At 56.6% G+C, this 14,506-nt stretch carries 15 protein-coding genes; 4 read left to right on the top strand and 11 right to left on the bottom strand.

Features of this window, described 5'->3' with window-relative positions; translation table 11 throughout:
• Positions 1 to 58: 58 nt before the first annotated feature.
• The 10 genes from bshC to ACYVHC_RS09340 form a co-directional block, all read right to left on the bottom strand.
• The gene (gene bshC / locus ACYVHC_RS09385) at positions 59 to 1,651 is read right to left on the bottom strand and encodes a bacillithiol biosynthesis cysteine-adding enzyme BshC (RefSeq protein ID WP_460613435.1); all 1,593 of its coding nucleotides are present in this window, start codon (positions 1,649 to 1,651) and stop codon (positions 59 to 61) included.
• A 190-nt stretch (positions 1,652 to 1,841) separates the two neighbouring features.
• On the bottom strand, positions 1,842 to 3,155 hold the full coding sequence (gene rimO, locus ACYVHC_RS09380) for a MiaB/RimO family radical SAM methylthiotransferase (protein WP_460613434.1): 1,314 nt from the start codon (positions 3,153 to 3,155) through the stop codon (positions 1,842 to 1,844).
• 182 nt (positions 3,156 to 3,337) lie between these two features.
• The gene (locus ACYVHC_RS09375) at positions 3,338 to 4,480 is read right to left on the bottom strand and encodes an acyltransferase family protein (RefSeq protein ID WP_460613433.1); all 1,143 of its coding nucleotides are present in this window, start codon (positions 4,478 to 4,480) and stop codon (positions 3,338 to 3,340) included.
• A gap of 116 nt (positions 4,481 to 4,596) precedes the next feature.
• Entirely contained in the window at positions 4,597 to 5,574 is a 978-nt protein-coding gene (gene ftsY, locus ACYVHC_RS09370; protein ID WP_460613432.1) for a signal recognition particle-docking protein FtsY, read from the bottom strand.
• 193 nt (positions 5,575 to 5,767) lie between these two features.
• Positions 5,768 to 5,929, bottom strand: a complete 162-nt coding sequence (locus ACYVHC_RS09365) for a DUF4295 domain-containing protein (protein ID WP_460613431.1) — start codon at positions 5,927 to 5,929, stop codon at positions 5,768 to 5,770.
• A 7-nt stretch (positions 5,930 to 5,936) separates the two neighbouring features.
• Positions 5,937 to 6,119 (bottom strand): 50S ribosomal protein L33, encoded by a 183-nt coding sequence (gene rpmG, locus ACYVHC_RS09360; protein ID WP_044510387.1) that lies wholly within the window; start codon positions 6,117 to 6,119, stop codon positions 5,937 to 5,939.
• 222 nt (positions 6,120 to 6,341) lie between these two features.
• Positions 6,342 to 7,136, bottom strand: a complete 795-nt coding sequence (locus ACYVHC_RS09355; protein ID WP_460613430.1) for a DUF5602 domain-containing protein — start codon at positions 7,134 to 7,136, stop codon at positions 6,342 to 6,344.
• 368 nt (positions 7,137 to 7,504) lie between these two features.
• Positions 7,505 to 9,145, bottom strand: a complete 1,641-nt coding sequence (locus tag ACYVHC_RS09350) for an aminopeptidase P family protein (protein ID WP_460613429.1) — start codon at positions 9,143 to 9,145, stop codon at positions 7,505 to 7,507.
• A 234-nt stretch (positions 9,146 to 9,379) separates the two neighbouring features.
• Positions 9,380 to 9,619: a 50S ribosomal protein L28 gene (gene rpmB, locus ACYVHC_RS09345; protein ID WP_110976335.1), complete on the bottom strand. Its 240-nt coding sequence runs from the start codon at positions 9,617 to 9,619 to the stop codon at positions 9,380 to 9,382.
• 95 nt (positions 9,620 to 9,714) lie between these two features.
• Positions 9,715 to 9,900: a DUF5522 domain-containing protein gene (locus ACYVHC_RS09340; RefSeq protein WP_460613428.1), complete on the bottom strand. Its 186-nt coding sequence runs from the start codon at positions 9,898 to 9,900 to the stop codon at positions 9,715 to 9,717.
• Positions 9,901 to 10,030: 130 nt separating this feature from the next.
• On the opposite strand from ACYVHC_RS09340, the gene ACYVHC_RS09335 reads away from it, so the two are divergent.
• Positions 10,031 to 10,507, top strand: coding sequence for a hypothetical protein (locus ACYVHC_RS09335; protein ID WP_460613427.1), 477 nt, complete (start codon positions 10,031 to 10,033; stop codon positions 10,505 to 10,507).
• Positions 10,508 to 10,772: 265 nt separating this feature from the next.
• Complete coding sequence (gene rocD / locus ACYVHC_RS09330) at positions 10,773 to 12,032, top strand: ornithine aminotransferase (RefSeq protein WP_460613426.1); 1,260 nt, start codon at positions 10,773 to 10,775, stop codon at positions 12,030 to 12,032.
• A 169-nt stretch (positions 12,033 to 12,201) separates the two neighbouring features.
• Here the strand turns inward: rocD and ACYVHC_RS09325 are convergent, their stop codons facing one another.
• A complete protein-coding gene (locus ACYVHC_RS09325; protein WP_460613425.1) occupies positions 12,202 to 13,383 on the bottom strand; it encodes a glycosyltransferase family 87 protein in 1,182 nt (393 codons plus the stop codon).
• Between the two features lie 215 nt (positions 13,384 to 13,598).
• Here ACYVHC_RS09325 and ACYVHC_RS09320 point away from each other — a divergent pair, with 215 nt between their 5' ends.
• Both ACYVHC_RS09320 and ACYVHC_RS09315 read left to right on the top strand, forming a co-directional pair.
• A complete protein-coding gene (locus ACYVHC_RS09320) occupies positions 13,599 to 13,826 on the top strand; it encodes a hypothetical protein (RefSeq protein WP_460613424.1) in 228 nt (75 codons plus the stop codon).
• A gap of 135 nt (positions 13,827 to 13,961) precedes the next feature.
• The gene (locus ACYVHC_RS09315; protein ID WP_460613423.1) at positions 13,962 to 14,504 is read left to right on the top strand and encodes a hypothetical protein; all 543 of its coding nucleotides are present in this window, start codon (positions 13,962 to 13,964) and stop codon (positions 14,502 to 14,504) included.
• The last annotated feature ends 2 nt before the right edge of the window (positions 14,505 to 14,506 follow it).

The following is a 14,506-nucleotide window of genomic DNA, read 5'->3' as shown; positions in this document are numbered from 1 at the left end:
CAGGTAGAAGCGGGCCGTTGTGAAGTAAGACAATATTTTCAGGAAACGCGGCGGGCGCTTACTCCTCTTCCAGCACCGTGAACTCCAGCGCCAATGGGTCGAAGGCCTCCACAAGCTGCTGAATAAACTGCGGATTGTTGATGAGAATGCTCAGAACGTTGTCGGTGCGCTCTTGGAGGTGGCCGCCGGGCATGAGCTTATCTTTGAGGGCTGTGAGCTGGCTGTAGGCAGTTTCGTGCTTGGCTTCGGCGGCTTTGCTTAGGCGCTTTTCCAGGCCTGTTACAATACCGCTTACTTTTTGCTGCTCAGCCGCCACCGTTTTCACGAGGGTTGGATCGAGGCGTTGGGCTAGGTCGGATACGGCCTGAAAGGCGGCAGCTAGCTGCTGCTGTTGCTCTTTCAGGCTCACCTCCTCTTGGCCTAAGGTGGCGCCTACCTGCTTCTTAAGCTCCGGCAGGGGCCGGAAAATATCGGTGGAAGTCAGGCCCAGTTTGCGCAGCTTACCAGCGTTGGCCTTGCCAATGTATTGGGCCGAATTACGGGGCAACAGAATGGGAAATGGAACACCATTTTCCTCGAATACGCCTTTCAGTTGAAACCAGTAGGCTACTTCGGCCCCGCCCCCAATGTAGCAGAGGTTCGGCAACAACAACTCCTGGTACAGCGGACGCAGCACTACGTTCGGGCTGAACTGCTCGGGGTGCTGGCGGGCCAGCTCCAGCAGTTCCTGCTGACTGTGGCAGCGCCCAGTGTTGCGCACTGTAATCTGCACGCAATCTTGGGCGGCATCGTATTCCAGCCGTTCCCGTTTGCCCCCATCAGTCAGGAAAAACAGGTTGAGCGGGCGTGAATACACTTGGGGCTTGTAGCCGGCGGCTTCCAGCTGGGCATTGGCAGCCTGCACGGCACGGTTGGAGGCTTGCTCCTGAATTTCTTTTTCCAGCACCGGCACCAAGGCCTGCTTGAGTGCAGGCGCATCGGCATCTAGGCTTACTAGCCCTAGCTCCCCGAATAAGTCATGGGTGAGGCGGCGGGTGGCAGCGGCTAGGGTATCAGTTTCCTGATAAGCGGTGCGGAACAAGGCGGGCACATCGGCGGGCAGCTGGTCGAGTAGCTGCTCCTTAAACCCGTCCAGCTTCAGCCTGCCTACTGGGCCGCCCGTTTCGGCGGCGTTCCACTCGTATTGCTTCCCAAACAGGTTGAAGTGGTTGATTTCGGCGAAGTCGTGGTCTTCAGAGGCCATCCAGTACACCGGCACGAAATCGTACTGCGGATACTTTTCTTTGAGCTGACGGCTCAGCTTCACTGCCGTTACAATCTTATAAATGAAGTACAGCGGGCCCGTGAGCAGGTTGAGCTGGTGACCAGTGGTAATAGTGAAGGTAGTGTCCTTTTCCAGCAGGGCCAGGTTGGCTTGCACCGCCGGGTGCACCGAGGGCAACGTGGCATATTGCTCGCGTAAGGCAGTTACCAGCCGCTGCCGGGCTTCGGGGGTATAGCTGGCCTGCTTCTCCTGTAGTTGCGCCTGAAAAGCATCCAGCTCTGGAAAGCGGTGGTAAAAGGGCGCTAGAGCTTCGTGGCGGGCCAGGTAATCGGTAAGCAGAGGGGAAAACGCGCCGGTATCGGCGTAGCGCAAGGTCGTGACGGGCATACGAAAGGGAATAATCCGGCTATAACCGGCCAGCGACTACAAAGTAACTGGGTATTTTCTTAGCTCCTGTTTTTGAGCCCAGCGTTAATGGGTTTCAGCTCATCGGGCACCTAGTACACACAAACAAAATTGGCTGCCAGCGGAAATTCATTCCACTGACAGCCAATCACTAATGCACCTTGCTTTACCGCTATACTAGCTTGCCGTACAGGTCAAAGTCCGAAGCTTCGATAATCTGCACCTGGGCAAAGTCGCCGAGGCGGACGTAGGTATCTTTGGTGGCAGGCACCAGCACTTCATTGTCTACTTCGGGCGAGTCGAACTGGGTACGGCCCACAAAGTAGCCGCTTTCCTTGCGGTCGAAGAGCACTTTGTACGTCTGGCCTACTTTCTCCTCGTTCAGCTCCATCGAAATGCCCTGCTGCAACTCCATAATCTGGTCGGCACGGTCCTGCTTTACCTCGGCCGGCACATCGTCGGGCAGCGTGAAGGAGTGCGTGTTGTCCTCGTGCGAGTAGGTGAAGATGCCCAGACGGTCGAAGCGCGTTTCCTCCACAAAGTTGTAGAGGTCTTCGAAATCCTGCTGGGTTTCGCCGGGGTGGCCGGCAATAAGCGTGGTACGCAGGGCAATGTTGGGCACGCGCTGCCGAATGGTATCTACCAGCTCCACCGTGCGGCGCTTACTGATGCCGCGGCGCATGGTTTTCAACATGTTATCAGAAATATGCTGCAGGGGCATATCCAGGTACTTGCAGATGTTTTCCCGTTCGTTCATCACGTCCAGGGCATCCATCGGGAACTGCGAGGGGTAGGCATATTGCAACCGAATCCAGTCGATGCCGGGCACGTCGGAGAGGTGGCGCATCAGGTCGGCCAGCTTCCGCTCGCCGTAGTGCTGCAGGCCATAGTAGGTCAAGTCCTGCGCAATCAGAATCAGTTCTTTAGTGCCCATAGAAGCCAAGCGAGTGGCTTCTTTTACCAGGTCCTCGATAGGACGATCTTGGTGTTTGCCACGCATCAGGGGAATGGCGCAGAACGAGCAAGGGCGGTTGCAGCCCTCCGCAATTTTGAAGTAGGCGTAGTGCGACGGGGTAGTGAGCAGCCGCTCGCCGATCAGCTCGTGCTTGTAGTCGGCCTCCAGCGTCTTCATCAGCTGCGGTAGCTCCAAGGTGCCGAAGTAAGCATCTACCTGCGGAATTTCCTGCTCCAGGTCATCTTTGTAACGCTGAGAGAGGCAGCCGGTTACGTACAGCTTGTCCAGCTTGCCCGCCATCTTTTCATCGGCGTAGCGCAGAATAGTGTCGATGCTTTCCTGCTTGGCGTTATCAATAAAACCGCAGGTATTGATGATAACGATGTTGGCGTCGCTCTTGTCGGCTTCGTGCGTTACATCAAACTGATTGGCACGGAGCTGGCCCATCAGCACTTCTGAGTCGACGAGGTTTTTGGAACACCCGAGGGTGATGACGTTCACTTTATTGGCCTGCTGGCTTCTAACTTTCATGCTGCGTGTGTTGGCGGGCGGCCGGGCAATTTCTTCTGAGTGAGAAAGTTGCCCGCTACGGCTCGCGGCGAATTTTGGACCGCAAAGGTACGAACTCGGCAACGCCTTTTCCTAAGGTGAACGTTCCAAAGGCTGAACTGATGGGCTCGGTAAATACTAGCCCCTCCGACCTCGCCAACCCGCTACAACCCACGCCCGCCCGTCAGGGCACTGTACACGCCCGGCACGGTTCGCCGCAACAGGGCACCTAGTACTACCGCTATCAGCACAATCAGCAAGGGCAGCATGAGGTATACAGCCAGGTTTTGGCCCGGCCAGAGGCGCAAAGCCGCTTCCGTAGCGTAGTTTACCAGCGGCACGTGCAGGCCGTAAATCATAAATGAGAAGCCCGTAAGCCACACAAACCACCGTTGGCGCATAGCCACGCTTACCAGCCCATCGGCCCCAAACCACATGAGCACCACGCCCAACGCCTCCGCCGATTTGTGCAGCAAAAGCATCGGGATAAAGGGCGGCTGCTCGAAATGAAAGGCCATCCAGGTTTTGATGGCCAACAGCCCTAGCCACACGGCTAGCAGCAAGCCGGCCTTAAACCACCGCGGAGGAGTCAGGACATCCGTCTCACGTTTGCGCAATAGCACACCCAGCGCAAAAAACACCAAGCCGGTTCCCTCAAAAAAAGGAGGTATTCCGAACTCCATTAGCCACATCAGCCCAGCAATTCCAAAATACACTTTCGGGGCCCGTTCCAGGGCCCGACGCATCCAGGGGTAGGCCAGGTTATATACCAGCAAACTGCGCAAAAACCACAGCTGAAACGGCACTGGAATCAGGAGCCACCGCAGTAGCAACTCGCCGGGGCTGTAGTTGCTTACTAGGGGGTTTTGCGGGCCAAATGGGCTGAGTGCGGCATCGAGCACGAGCTGCCGCGTGGCCGGAAACTGCTCCATGGCCCAGGTTAGGCCCAGGCCCACAGTGCACCACAACACATACGGCACCAGCAGCGTCCGGACCCGGCGCTTCACCCGCACCGTATGGGGCGCGCTCCCCTCGTGGTGGGCAAACAAGTAACCGGAAATGGCAAACAGAATCGGGATGCGGAAGCGCAACACCCCATTAGCCAGGAAGTACTGCAGCCATGTACCCGCTGATAAGGGCTCATCAACGGGCGTCCAGGGCTGCAGGTAACGGGAGTGCAGGTTGTAGGCGTGCACGTACACCAGCAGCACCATGGCTACCAACGACCAAAACCGTAGTTTCTGACTCAGAAACGCATTGAGTGGCACAGGCGGTGCTGGCGCAGCCAGGGTAGTAGTTGCTTGCATATTCTTAGGATGCCAGCGGGCCAAAAAGCGTTGTCTGCTAGGTACCCAAAAATCACAAATCCTCCTGCACCCTAAGGTTCAGGAGGATTTGAAAGCTAGTCTTTTGCGATGCGCAGTTACTTCTTAAACAGCGAGTTTACGAAGGTAGCGCGGTCGAAAAGCTGTAAGTCAGTCATTTTCTCACCCACGCCAATGTAGCGCACGGGCACCTGTAGCTGGTCGCTGATACCGATAACCACGCCGCCTTTTGCAGTGCCGTCGAGCTTGGTGATGGCCAGGGCCGATACTTCGGTGGCTTTGGTAAACTCCTTGGCTTGCAGGAAGGCGTTCTGGCCGGTACTGCCATCAAGAACCAGCAACACTTCGTGCGGCGCATCCGGAATTACCTTCTGCATCACGCGCTTGATCTTGCTCAGCTCGTTCATCAGGTTCACCTTGTTGTGCAGGCGGCCGGCGGTGTCTATAATCACGACATCGGCGCCCATTTCTACGCCCTTCTGCACGGCATCGTAGGCTACGGAAGCGGGGTCGGTGTTCATGCCGTGCGAAATTACCGGTACGCCCACGCGCTGTCCCCAGATGATGAGCTGGTCTACAGCCGCGGCTCGGAACGTATCGGCGGCGCCCAGTACTACTTTTTTGCCGGCTGAGTGGAAGCGGTGCGCCAGTTTTCCGATGGTAGTAGTTTTGCCTACCCCGTTCACACCCACTACCATAATCACGAAGGGCTGGCCGGTATTATCAGGCCGGTCGAGGATGGCGCGGGAGCCGGTTGCGCCGCTGTTGCGGTCTAGCAGGTCTATTATTTCCTCGCGCAAGATGCGGTCCAGCTCCGAGGTGCTCACGTATTTGTCGCGGGCCACACGCTTCTCAATGCGGTCAATCACCTTCACGGTGGTATCAATGCCCACGTCGGCGTGCACCAACAGTGTTTCCAGGTCGTCGAGCACGGCTTCATCGACGGTACTTTTGCCGACTACTGCTTTGCTGAGCTGATCAAAGAAGTTGGTTTTGGTTTTCTGCAACCCCTCATCAAGGGCTTGCTGCTGCTCCTTGCTTTCCTTATCCTTCTTGAAAAAATCGAAAAGTCCCATACTGGGTTTTAGAGTCTTAGGGTCTTGGGGACTGGATGAGAAGAGCCGCTATGTATTTGCAATAAGAGCCTGCATGGATGGCGCCTGAAACCTCAGACCCCAAGATCCAAAGCTCGCTAGCCCCCAACACGCAAAAAAGTCCCACGCAGGCGGGACTTCTTCACTTCGGTAGGAATGCCACAGAGGCGCCGACTTACTTAACGCCGGAGGAAATGTACTCCTGCACTTTGTCAACGGGCACCATCTCTTCGCGGAAGGTGTAAGCGCCGGTTTTCTCCGATTTCACAGCACGGATGACTTTTGCCCAGTCCTTGCCGCCAGCGGTTTTCAGGGTTGCTACTACTTTCTTAGCCATTGCTCAGTTACTTGATTTCCTTGTGAACGGTCATCTTCTTGAGCACGGAGTTGAACTTCTTCAGCTCAATGCGCTCAGGAGTGTTCTTACGGTTCTTGGTGGTGATGTAGCGCGAGGTGCCCGGCTGCCCCGAGTTCTTATGCTCAGTGCATTCAAGGATTACCTGCACCCGGTTGCCTTTCTTAGCCATCTCGACGGGGGTTTTTTGGTATTAAGGACTGCAAAGGTACAACCCTTTTTGGAATTGCCAAACAGTCAATGACATTCCCAATAAAACTGTGCTTTACCGGCCAATTATTATCCATAGCGCCCGGTACTACCTTCCGTACTAGCCCTTGGCTAGGCCCAAACCCAGCCCCGACAGTGCAGGACTGGGCTTTATGCTTTGCCCACATAGCAGGCCTAGCAGGACTCAGCGCAATACCATATTGTGCAGCTTAACGGTGTATTCCTTAGCCGCAGCATCGTAGCCGATCGTGTATTTTGTAGGATAGTAGAGGCCGGTTTGGGCTACGGCTTGCGGCTGGGGTAAGTCGAAGGTTTCGGTGGTTTTGCTTTGCAGATAGGCTAGCGTTATCATCGGCTCAATGAACGTGACGTTGCCATTATACGAGCCGTAAATAAGGGTTTGGGTGAACTGCTCGCCATGAAACTCATGCCCCGCTGGGTTTATCCAGTGCTTGCCCATCATGGGTACTACCCCCGGGCCGGCCACATACCCGGTGGGTATGTACTTGCTTTCGGGCGCAATTTCTCCTTTGGGGTCGTTAGGCGCAATTTGCATGCGCTCATTCATCGGCATGGTATAGAAGTGCACGTCGAAGTGGGGCGAGTCGTATATCTGAGCGGGGTCGTGGCCGTGGGGGTTCCAGTCGAAGGAAACATGGTTGAAAGGAATCTTGGCGGCGGTAGCCGGCAGCGGCAGCATATACCAGGCGGGCGGATTGGTATCGGTGGTGGGCAGCCCGGTCAGGCCGGCTTCGGTTATGCGCATGCCTACCTCAGTAGGCGCGCCATCAGGTGAGGTAGTGATAAAGCTCCGGGCTGAGCCATTCCCGATGGTTACCGTATCCCCATACGTAGTGGTGGGGTCGGGCTGGTTGTCGTCATCATCGTTGCAAGCACTAAGCGAGAGGCTGCTCAGTAGGAGCACCGCCAGCCCAGCCCGCACCCAGTGGCGCGGTTGGAAAGCAGGAAGAACATGCATTGTTACCAGGAAAACAGAGATGAGGGGATAGAAAATCTCCGAGCAGTCAGGCTCCGGGCTGCGTCTGCTACTTCCAGCCCCTCTCGGTACTATGAGCAGCTGCCCCATACGTACCAGCACCCCACCAGCTACTCCGGCCGATAGCGTTAGTGCAAATGATTATTAACTAAATCTAATATAATAAACATTCATCTCCAACATCTTAATGAACGCCATCTTCTTTACGGTTAGCGAAAACCCGTTTTGCGTACATAACAACACAGCATCTTTCCGCCCAGCGCTTTAGTTACTCTGGTAACCTAGCAAAAGAGCAGAGAGATGCTGTGTGCAGTGCGGCAACGGCGGCTAGCGCAGTTATCTGAGCCGTGTTATTTCAACTGAGGCAGCTTAAAATCGTCGAGGGCGCTAGGTTTGGCCATCATGCTTTCTATTTCGGCAACGGTGCGCGGGGCTTCCCGCGAGAGGTTTTCGTAGCCCTGGGCCGTAATCAGTACATCATCCTCAATGCGCACACCAATGTTCCACCACTTTTTGTCGCAGGGACTGCCTTCCGGGATATAAATTCCGGGCTCCACCGTGATGACGGTGCCCGCCTGCAGCGGTTTGTAGCTACCCCGGTCGTGCACATCAAGGCCTAAATAGTGACTAGTACCGTGCGGAAAGTACATGCGCGCCTCCTCAGGCTTTTTTATGATACCGAGCTTTAACAGCCCATCAGCCACCACCTTTTGGGCGGCTTTGTTGGGCGCCTGAAACTCATTGCCGGGCTTGCAAGCCGCAAAACCTGCTTCCTGAGCTGCCAATACTAACTCATAGATCTGCTGTTGGGCTGGGGTGAATTTGCCGGAGGGCGGAATGGTGCGGGTTACGTCGGCGGTGTAGCCGTGGTATTCAGCGCCGCAATCCATTAGCAGCAGGTCGTTTTTCACCTGCGGCTTGTCGTTTTGGGTGTAGTGCAGAATGCAGGCGTTGTTGCCAGCCCCTACTATGCTAGGGTAGCCCTCAAACTCGGCGCCATATTTTTTGTACACGTACTCGTGCAGGCCCTGCAGTTCCATCTCGCCCATTTCGGGGCGGGTAGCTTTCATCACCTCTTGTTGCCCCATGGCACTGATGCGCACGGCCCGGCGGAGCAGCGCCAGCTCTTCGGGCGTTTTTATTTCCCGCAACTGGTCTAGGGCGTCATCGAGGGCAGTAGTATTGAAGCGACTGGTGGGCTTGCCGGCCACGGCCTTTTGCCGCTCCGCATCAGTTTTGGCTGCCAGATAAGTTTGAATATAGGTATCCTGTGCCGCGCTGGCATTCGTTTTGGCGGTTTCCTGCAGGAAGGTGCGCAGCCGCTCAGCGCCACTCAGGCCGTATTGCTGAATCATCTGGTGGGCCTGCGCCACGGCCGGGTCCATGTCGGGCGGCAAGGTAGCTTGCTGCCGGAACGTGGCCACCAGGTCATACAAGTCCGCGGGGTTGCGGGCATCGTTGCGCACATCGGCCGGGAGCGGTAGGTAGGCAACCTCTGCAAAATCGGCCCACTTAATTCCGGCCGCGGCAAACTCCTTGTTGTCGGCCACAAACTGCACCTGCAACTGCTGCTTGGTGCCTTCGGTGCCCAAGCGGCGACCGGTCCACTGCTCGGCGCGTGCGTCGCGGGGCTGCACAAACAGTGCTTCCGTTACGCCAGCCTGGCCTTTAATAGTCTGTGGCTCTTTAAACAGAACCAGCACTGCCTCCGGTTCATCGTAGCCGGTGAGGTAGTAAAAGTCGGGGTTCTGATGATAGGTAAAGTCCACATCATTGGCCCGGTTCCGGACGGGGGCCGCGAACAATACTGCCACCGAGCGGGCCGGCAACGCTTGCCGGAGCAGCTCGCGCCGCTGCTTATGGAAAGAGGGCGACAAGAAGTCGGCGGGCCGGTCGGGACCGGCCGCACGCTGGGCCTGCGCATCGGGGGTGGCAGTCAGCAATCCGGCCAGCAGGAGCAGTCGGGCAGAGTTCAGCAGAAGTGGGGTCATAGCACAGGCAAGGACAGCAACCCGCCCACAACGTTGCCGCTGAAAGCAGAGCTAGGCCTCAACTTGCGAAAAAAGCCGGACGGAACCTACTGCCAGCGGCGGGCAACACAGAAACAGCGCGAAGCTTCCACAATGCGCAGCGCCGAAAAGCTCCGTATCGGAACCTTACCAAACCCTGCACGTCGCGGAAGCTTCGCGCTGAAACTCACTTTGTTTCTGAAAAGAAACGAAGTACTAGTAAACGATGAAGCCCTGCTCTTTCGCCTTCTTCAATACCGACATGATGCCGTTCTTGTTGATAGTACGGATAGTGCTGGCGGCAACTTTCAACGTAACCCAGGCGTCTTGCTCAGGAATGTAGAAACGCTTCTTCTGCAGGTTCGGGTAGAACTTGCGCTTGGTTTTGTTGTTGGCGTGCGAAACGTTGTTGCCTACGCGGGTACGCTTGCCGGTCAGATCACAAACTCGGGCCATGATATCAGGAGCTTAAGGTTTCAATGCTAGAAAAAGGGACGCAAATATCGGTATTTGTTCGAGCAAATCAAATCCAACACCTGAAAAATAGCAGGTTAGCCATTTTCAGGGGCCCTAGGGGCCTTCTTTTTATTCCGGGCGGCCTGCCAAGGGCAATGGCGGCAACCATTTCCGCAGCAACTGCCCCGCCGCAAGTGGTACTGCTCAGTGAATACCATATACCCTTCCGGCGTGAAGTAGTAGTCACCGGGCTGGAGCGGTTGCGGAGCAGATTGGGCCACAGAGCGAGCAGTAGATGAAGCCGCAAGATACACCCTGGCGCCGGAGCTACGGCCAACGAAAACCCGGGACGCCCTTTATTTGTATATCTCTATTCAGGGCTATTCGCACGGCACTGCTACTTCCTCGCGTATGCGCTTTCTCTTCTGTTTTCTTGTAGCTTGGTTGCCGGTGAGCACCGCCTGGGCCCAGCCGACCGATAATGCGGGCATTCTGCAGTTGGTGCGGCAGCTGGCCCGACTGGCTGAGCCGGTGCCAGCCTTGCCCCTGAAGGAAGCCCGCCGCACGTTGCCGCAAGTTAGGCAGCGCTTTCAGCAGGGGTTGCCGGCGGGTACTAGGCTCTATCTGACAGCAAAGGTGCTGAACGAAGCCGCTACCCCCGAGCCGGTATTGATATTGGTAGACACGTGGCAGCAAGGCCTCATCAGTGGCCGAATTGTGCGCCTGGCTGCTGCCAATAGCCGCAGCACCAGCGCCGTAGCGCCAGTTGAGTTAGATGAAACGGTAGTGCTGGATTGGACCGTAATCCGGCCCCAGGGCGCAGAAGAAGGTAACTACCTCGGTAAGTTTCTGGACTTAGAAGAACGCTTGGCAACGCTGGAGGACTAGGGTGCCTACTGGCCTAAATCGCAACAGCTCCTACTGCCCCGGTCTGTACTACCTTACCTCTGACGCACTGCGCACTTGGTCTGCGGGCTTTGGCCTAGCAGAGCTACGGTATGCATGTAGCTGGTTTCCAGGCATTTTTTTTCAACCCCACCACTTGCAGCCAGCTACGCCATGGTGGAGCTCAGCTCCGGCCAGGCTTAACCGGGCTCTAACCTTTTTGCGTACTTTTGACTTGCTGAATCTTCCACTGCAACCATCCCACCCTATGGAAACCACCCACTCTGCTACCTCCACTACTATACACGGCCGCAGCCAGGAGCTGATGGCACTGGAAGACCACTACGGCGCCCACAACTACCACCCGCTGCCCGTGGTGCTGAGCCGGGGCGAAGGCGTGCATCTGTGGGACGTAGATGGCAAGCATTACTATGATTTTCTATCGGCATATTCGGCTGTAAACCAAGGCCATTGCCACCCCCGCATCATTGGGGCGCTTACGGAGCAGGCCCAAAAGCTTACGCTTACTTCCCGCGCGTTTTTTAACGACCAACTCGGTCCGGCTGAAAAACAGATCTGTGAGCTGTTCAACTACGACAAAGCCCTGCTCATGAACTCGGGTGCCGAAGCTGTAGAAACGGCCCTGAAACTGGCGCGCAAGTGGGGTTATCAGGAGAAAGGCATTGCCCCAAACCAAGCCGTGATTGTGGTAGCGGAGCACAACTTCCACGGCCGCACCACTGGCATCATCTCCTTCAGCACCGACCCCGATTCAACCGGCGGCTTTGGCCCCTATACCCCTGGCTACCAGGTAGTACCCTACGATGACCTGGCAGCCCTAGAGGAAGCCGTGAAGAACCCGCACGTATGCGGCTTTTTGGTAGAGCCCATTCAGGGCGAAGCCGGCGTGATGGTGCCTTCAGAAGGCTACTTGGCCCATGCAGCTGCCATCTGCAAAGCCCACAATGTGCTGTTTATTGCCGATGAAATTCAGACGGGCCTGGGCCGCACCGGCGAGCTGCTGGCTGTGTGCTACGAGGGCGTACACGCCGACATCCTGATTTTGGGCAAGGCCTTGAGCGGCGGTGTGTTACCCGTTTCGGCGGTACTCTCGCGCAACGAAATCATGCTTACCATTCAGCCCGGCCAGCACGGCTCCACGTTCGGGGGCAACCCGCTGGCTTCGGTAGTACTGCGCGCCGCGCTGGATGTACTCATTGATGAAAAGCTGACGGCTAATGCCCGGGCCCTGGGCGAGGTATTCCGGGAGCGGATGCGCCGGGTGCAGCAGCAGCGCCCTGAGGTGGTGGAGCTGGTGCGCGGTAAAGGCCTGCTCAATGCCGTAGTAATTAAGCCGCACGCCGATGGCCGCACCGCCTGGGACGTGTGCGTGACCCTAATGGAGCGTGGCGTGCTGGCCAAGCCTACTCATGGCGACATTATTCGGTTTGCTCCGCCGCTGGTTATCACGGAAGAGCAGCTCCATGAGGCTTGTGACATCATCGAGGACGTAATTCGGGAGTTTTAACCGCTAGTAGGGTAGCAGAGAGCAACTCTTCACTACCCCTGCTCCGCCGTTCAACTGCTTGCGAGCTCCTCCTTACTAGGCTCACCTTAACCACCAACTCCCTGCACCTGCCCGGACGCCGAAGCTTCTGGACTGGTGCAGGGAGTTGGTTTTTGTGAGCAGTTTGGGGTTAGGCAATGGCTAGTGATTGCTCGGCGGCAACACTCTGCTCAGCTTCCTGCAGGCGCTGGCGCCAGGCCGGATACCGCAGCAACTGCCCCTGAATAACCAGCCAGGCCACAATCATGGGTACGGCTTTGAGCTTGTACACATCGAAGTAGGCGTGGCGGATGGAAGGCGGCACTAAGTCGGTCGCAGAGAGGGTAGTGAAGACGAATACAAACGCAAACAGCGCCCAGTGCCAGCGCAGGCTGCGGTGGTAGCAGATAAACCAGAACATAAAGCCAGCGGTGGCAATAATGAACGTCGGCGACTCGGCCATCTGGTTGAAAATCACCACAAAAATCAGAATAGAAGCCACGTACAGCCGCCGGTAATCCGTTTCCTGCCAATGCCGCCAGTACACCAGTGGCAGCAGCAGCAGCGCCATGCCGATGCCTTGTACCAGGCCTTTGGCTTCGCGTGCTACGCCAAACCAGGCTTCGAGCACGCCCATCAGGGAAAGCTGAATACCCGTAGCTGACTCACGCACAATATTGTACCAACCGGTGTAAATCATCTGAAACTCGGGCCACGACACCACCAGCAGCGGCGAAAACGCGAGCAGCAGCATCCAGGCAGCAATCCAGAATCCGTTGCGGATAAAGCCTGGGTAGAACAGGAAAATCAGCCCGATGCCGATGCCATACACCTTGATAAGCGCGGCCAGCGCCACGCACAGCGCGGCCCAGCGGTTATTGCCTTTCTCCAGGTTGATGTACGTCCAGAGCATGAGGCCCACGAGCAGGCAGTTGGCCTGGCTGTTGTGCAGGGCAGTCATCATATCCACCACTACCAGCAGCAGAAACCAGATCTGGCGCCGCTGATCGGGGAAAAGGCGCCGGCCAGCCGTGTAGAGCACCGCGTTGTTCAGCGCATTCCAGCTAAGCAAGCCCAGCCAGTTGGGCATATAAGCAAACAGGCCCATGAATAAGGCGAAGGTGGGGCTGTATTTGTAGGTATCGTAATAGTACTCGGGGTACTCGAGGTACAGATTTTTGCCTTCCAGCAGGTTGAAGAACGGCTTTACAAAAATCAGGTAGTTGTTATAAGTCCCCTTGAGGTAATGCTGGAAACTGACGATAATCGTCAGGACCACATAGAGAATCAAGACAAAGCGCGGGTGAACCAGAAACTTCAGGCGGCTATTCATGCATGATAGGTAAAACGGAGCTGTTTAGGTCAAAGGTACAAGGATCGGGGGAGGCTTCACTAGCCCGTGGTGCACTCGTAACCGTTGAGTTCCAAAGCCACCGGCCGATAAAACGGCCTAACTGGCGGGGCCCAGTGCCCGCTTGGCCGAGGAAGTCAGCGGCCGTTTTTCCGGCGCTGTAGCTTTGTTGTATTATTCCTTTAGCCCTGACTGTTATGCGTGCTCGTTTTGTTTTCGTGTTGTTGTGTGGTGCCGGAGCCGCTTTTTCTAGCTGCCAAATTAGCCGAAACGTGTTGCAGGGCCCTTCCTCCTTCGGAAAGACGCTCTCCGCTTCAGCTTCCGATACCGCCACCACCGTCATTATGATGCACGACTCGCAGGGCCCGCAGGCTACCCGTGTTACGCTCACCACGGCTGAAGCCGCTACCTTCCGACAGCAGTAGGCTCTTCGCTCTTTTCTGGTTTTCACACACCGTGCTGGCGCGGCTGTACCGGAAGTGGTACAGCCGCGCTTTGCGTTGCGCCCAGAGTTACTAGGTTGGGTTTACGGGTAAAGTGGTTTGTCTCTACCTTGGGGCATGCAAACCTTAATTTTCCGGCGCCACGGGTGGGCGTTTGTGTTGCTTTTGCTCACCAGCTGCCGTAGCGAGCAGGTAGCCTTTCGCTTCTCAACGGCACCTTCGGCACATTCGGCTTCGTCGGTACCTAGTGCGCCGCGCGTCGCTGCATTGGCTGGCACCCCGGTAGCTTCCGCAGCCTCTGTTGCACCGGTCCTAACGGCCCCAGCTGTTTCTGCACCGCGCAAACCAACACGTACTAGGCCTCGCGTGGCCTCAAACCCCTGGCGCCGGCTGGCAGTAGCCACGCCCCGGCCATTCCTGCGGCCCCGCGCTGAAGTAGCCGCGCAGCCTGCTGCTTCCCAGGCGGGCCGCGACACGTTTCACTTGGTGCTTGGGTTTACCCTAGTGGCGGCTGGGGTGGTAGCGGGGTTGCTGCTTGGCGGCTGGCTGGGCTTGGGCGTAGGCGCCTTGGTAGTGATTCTGGGCTATTATTTTGTGATACTCGGGCTCGGGGGTAAGCACGCCTGGCTGGAAATCTTCCAAGAGTTCTTCAATATGTAGGG

It is taken from the genome of Hymenobacter seoulensis, from assembly GCF_054780535.1.
This window is presented reverse-complemented; position numbering and strand designations above follow the sequence as displayed.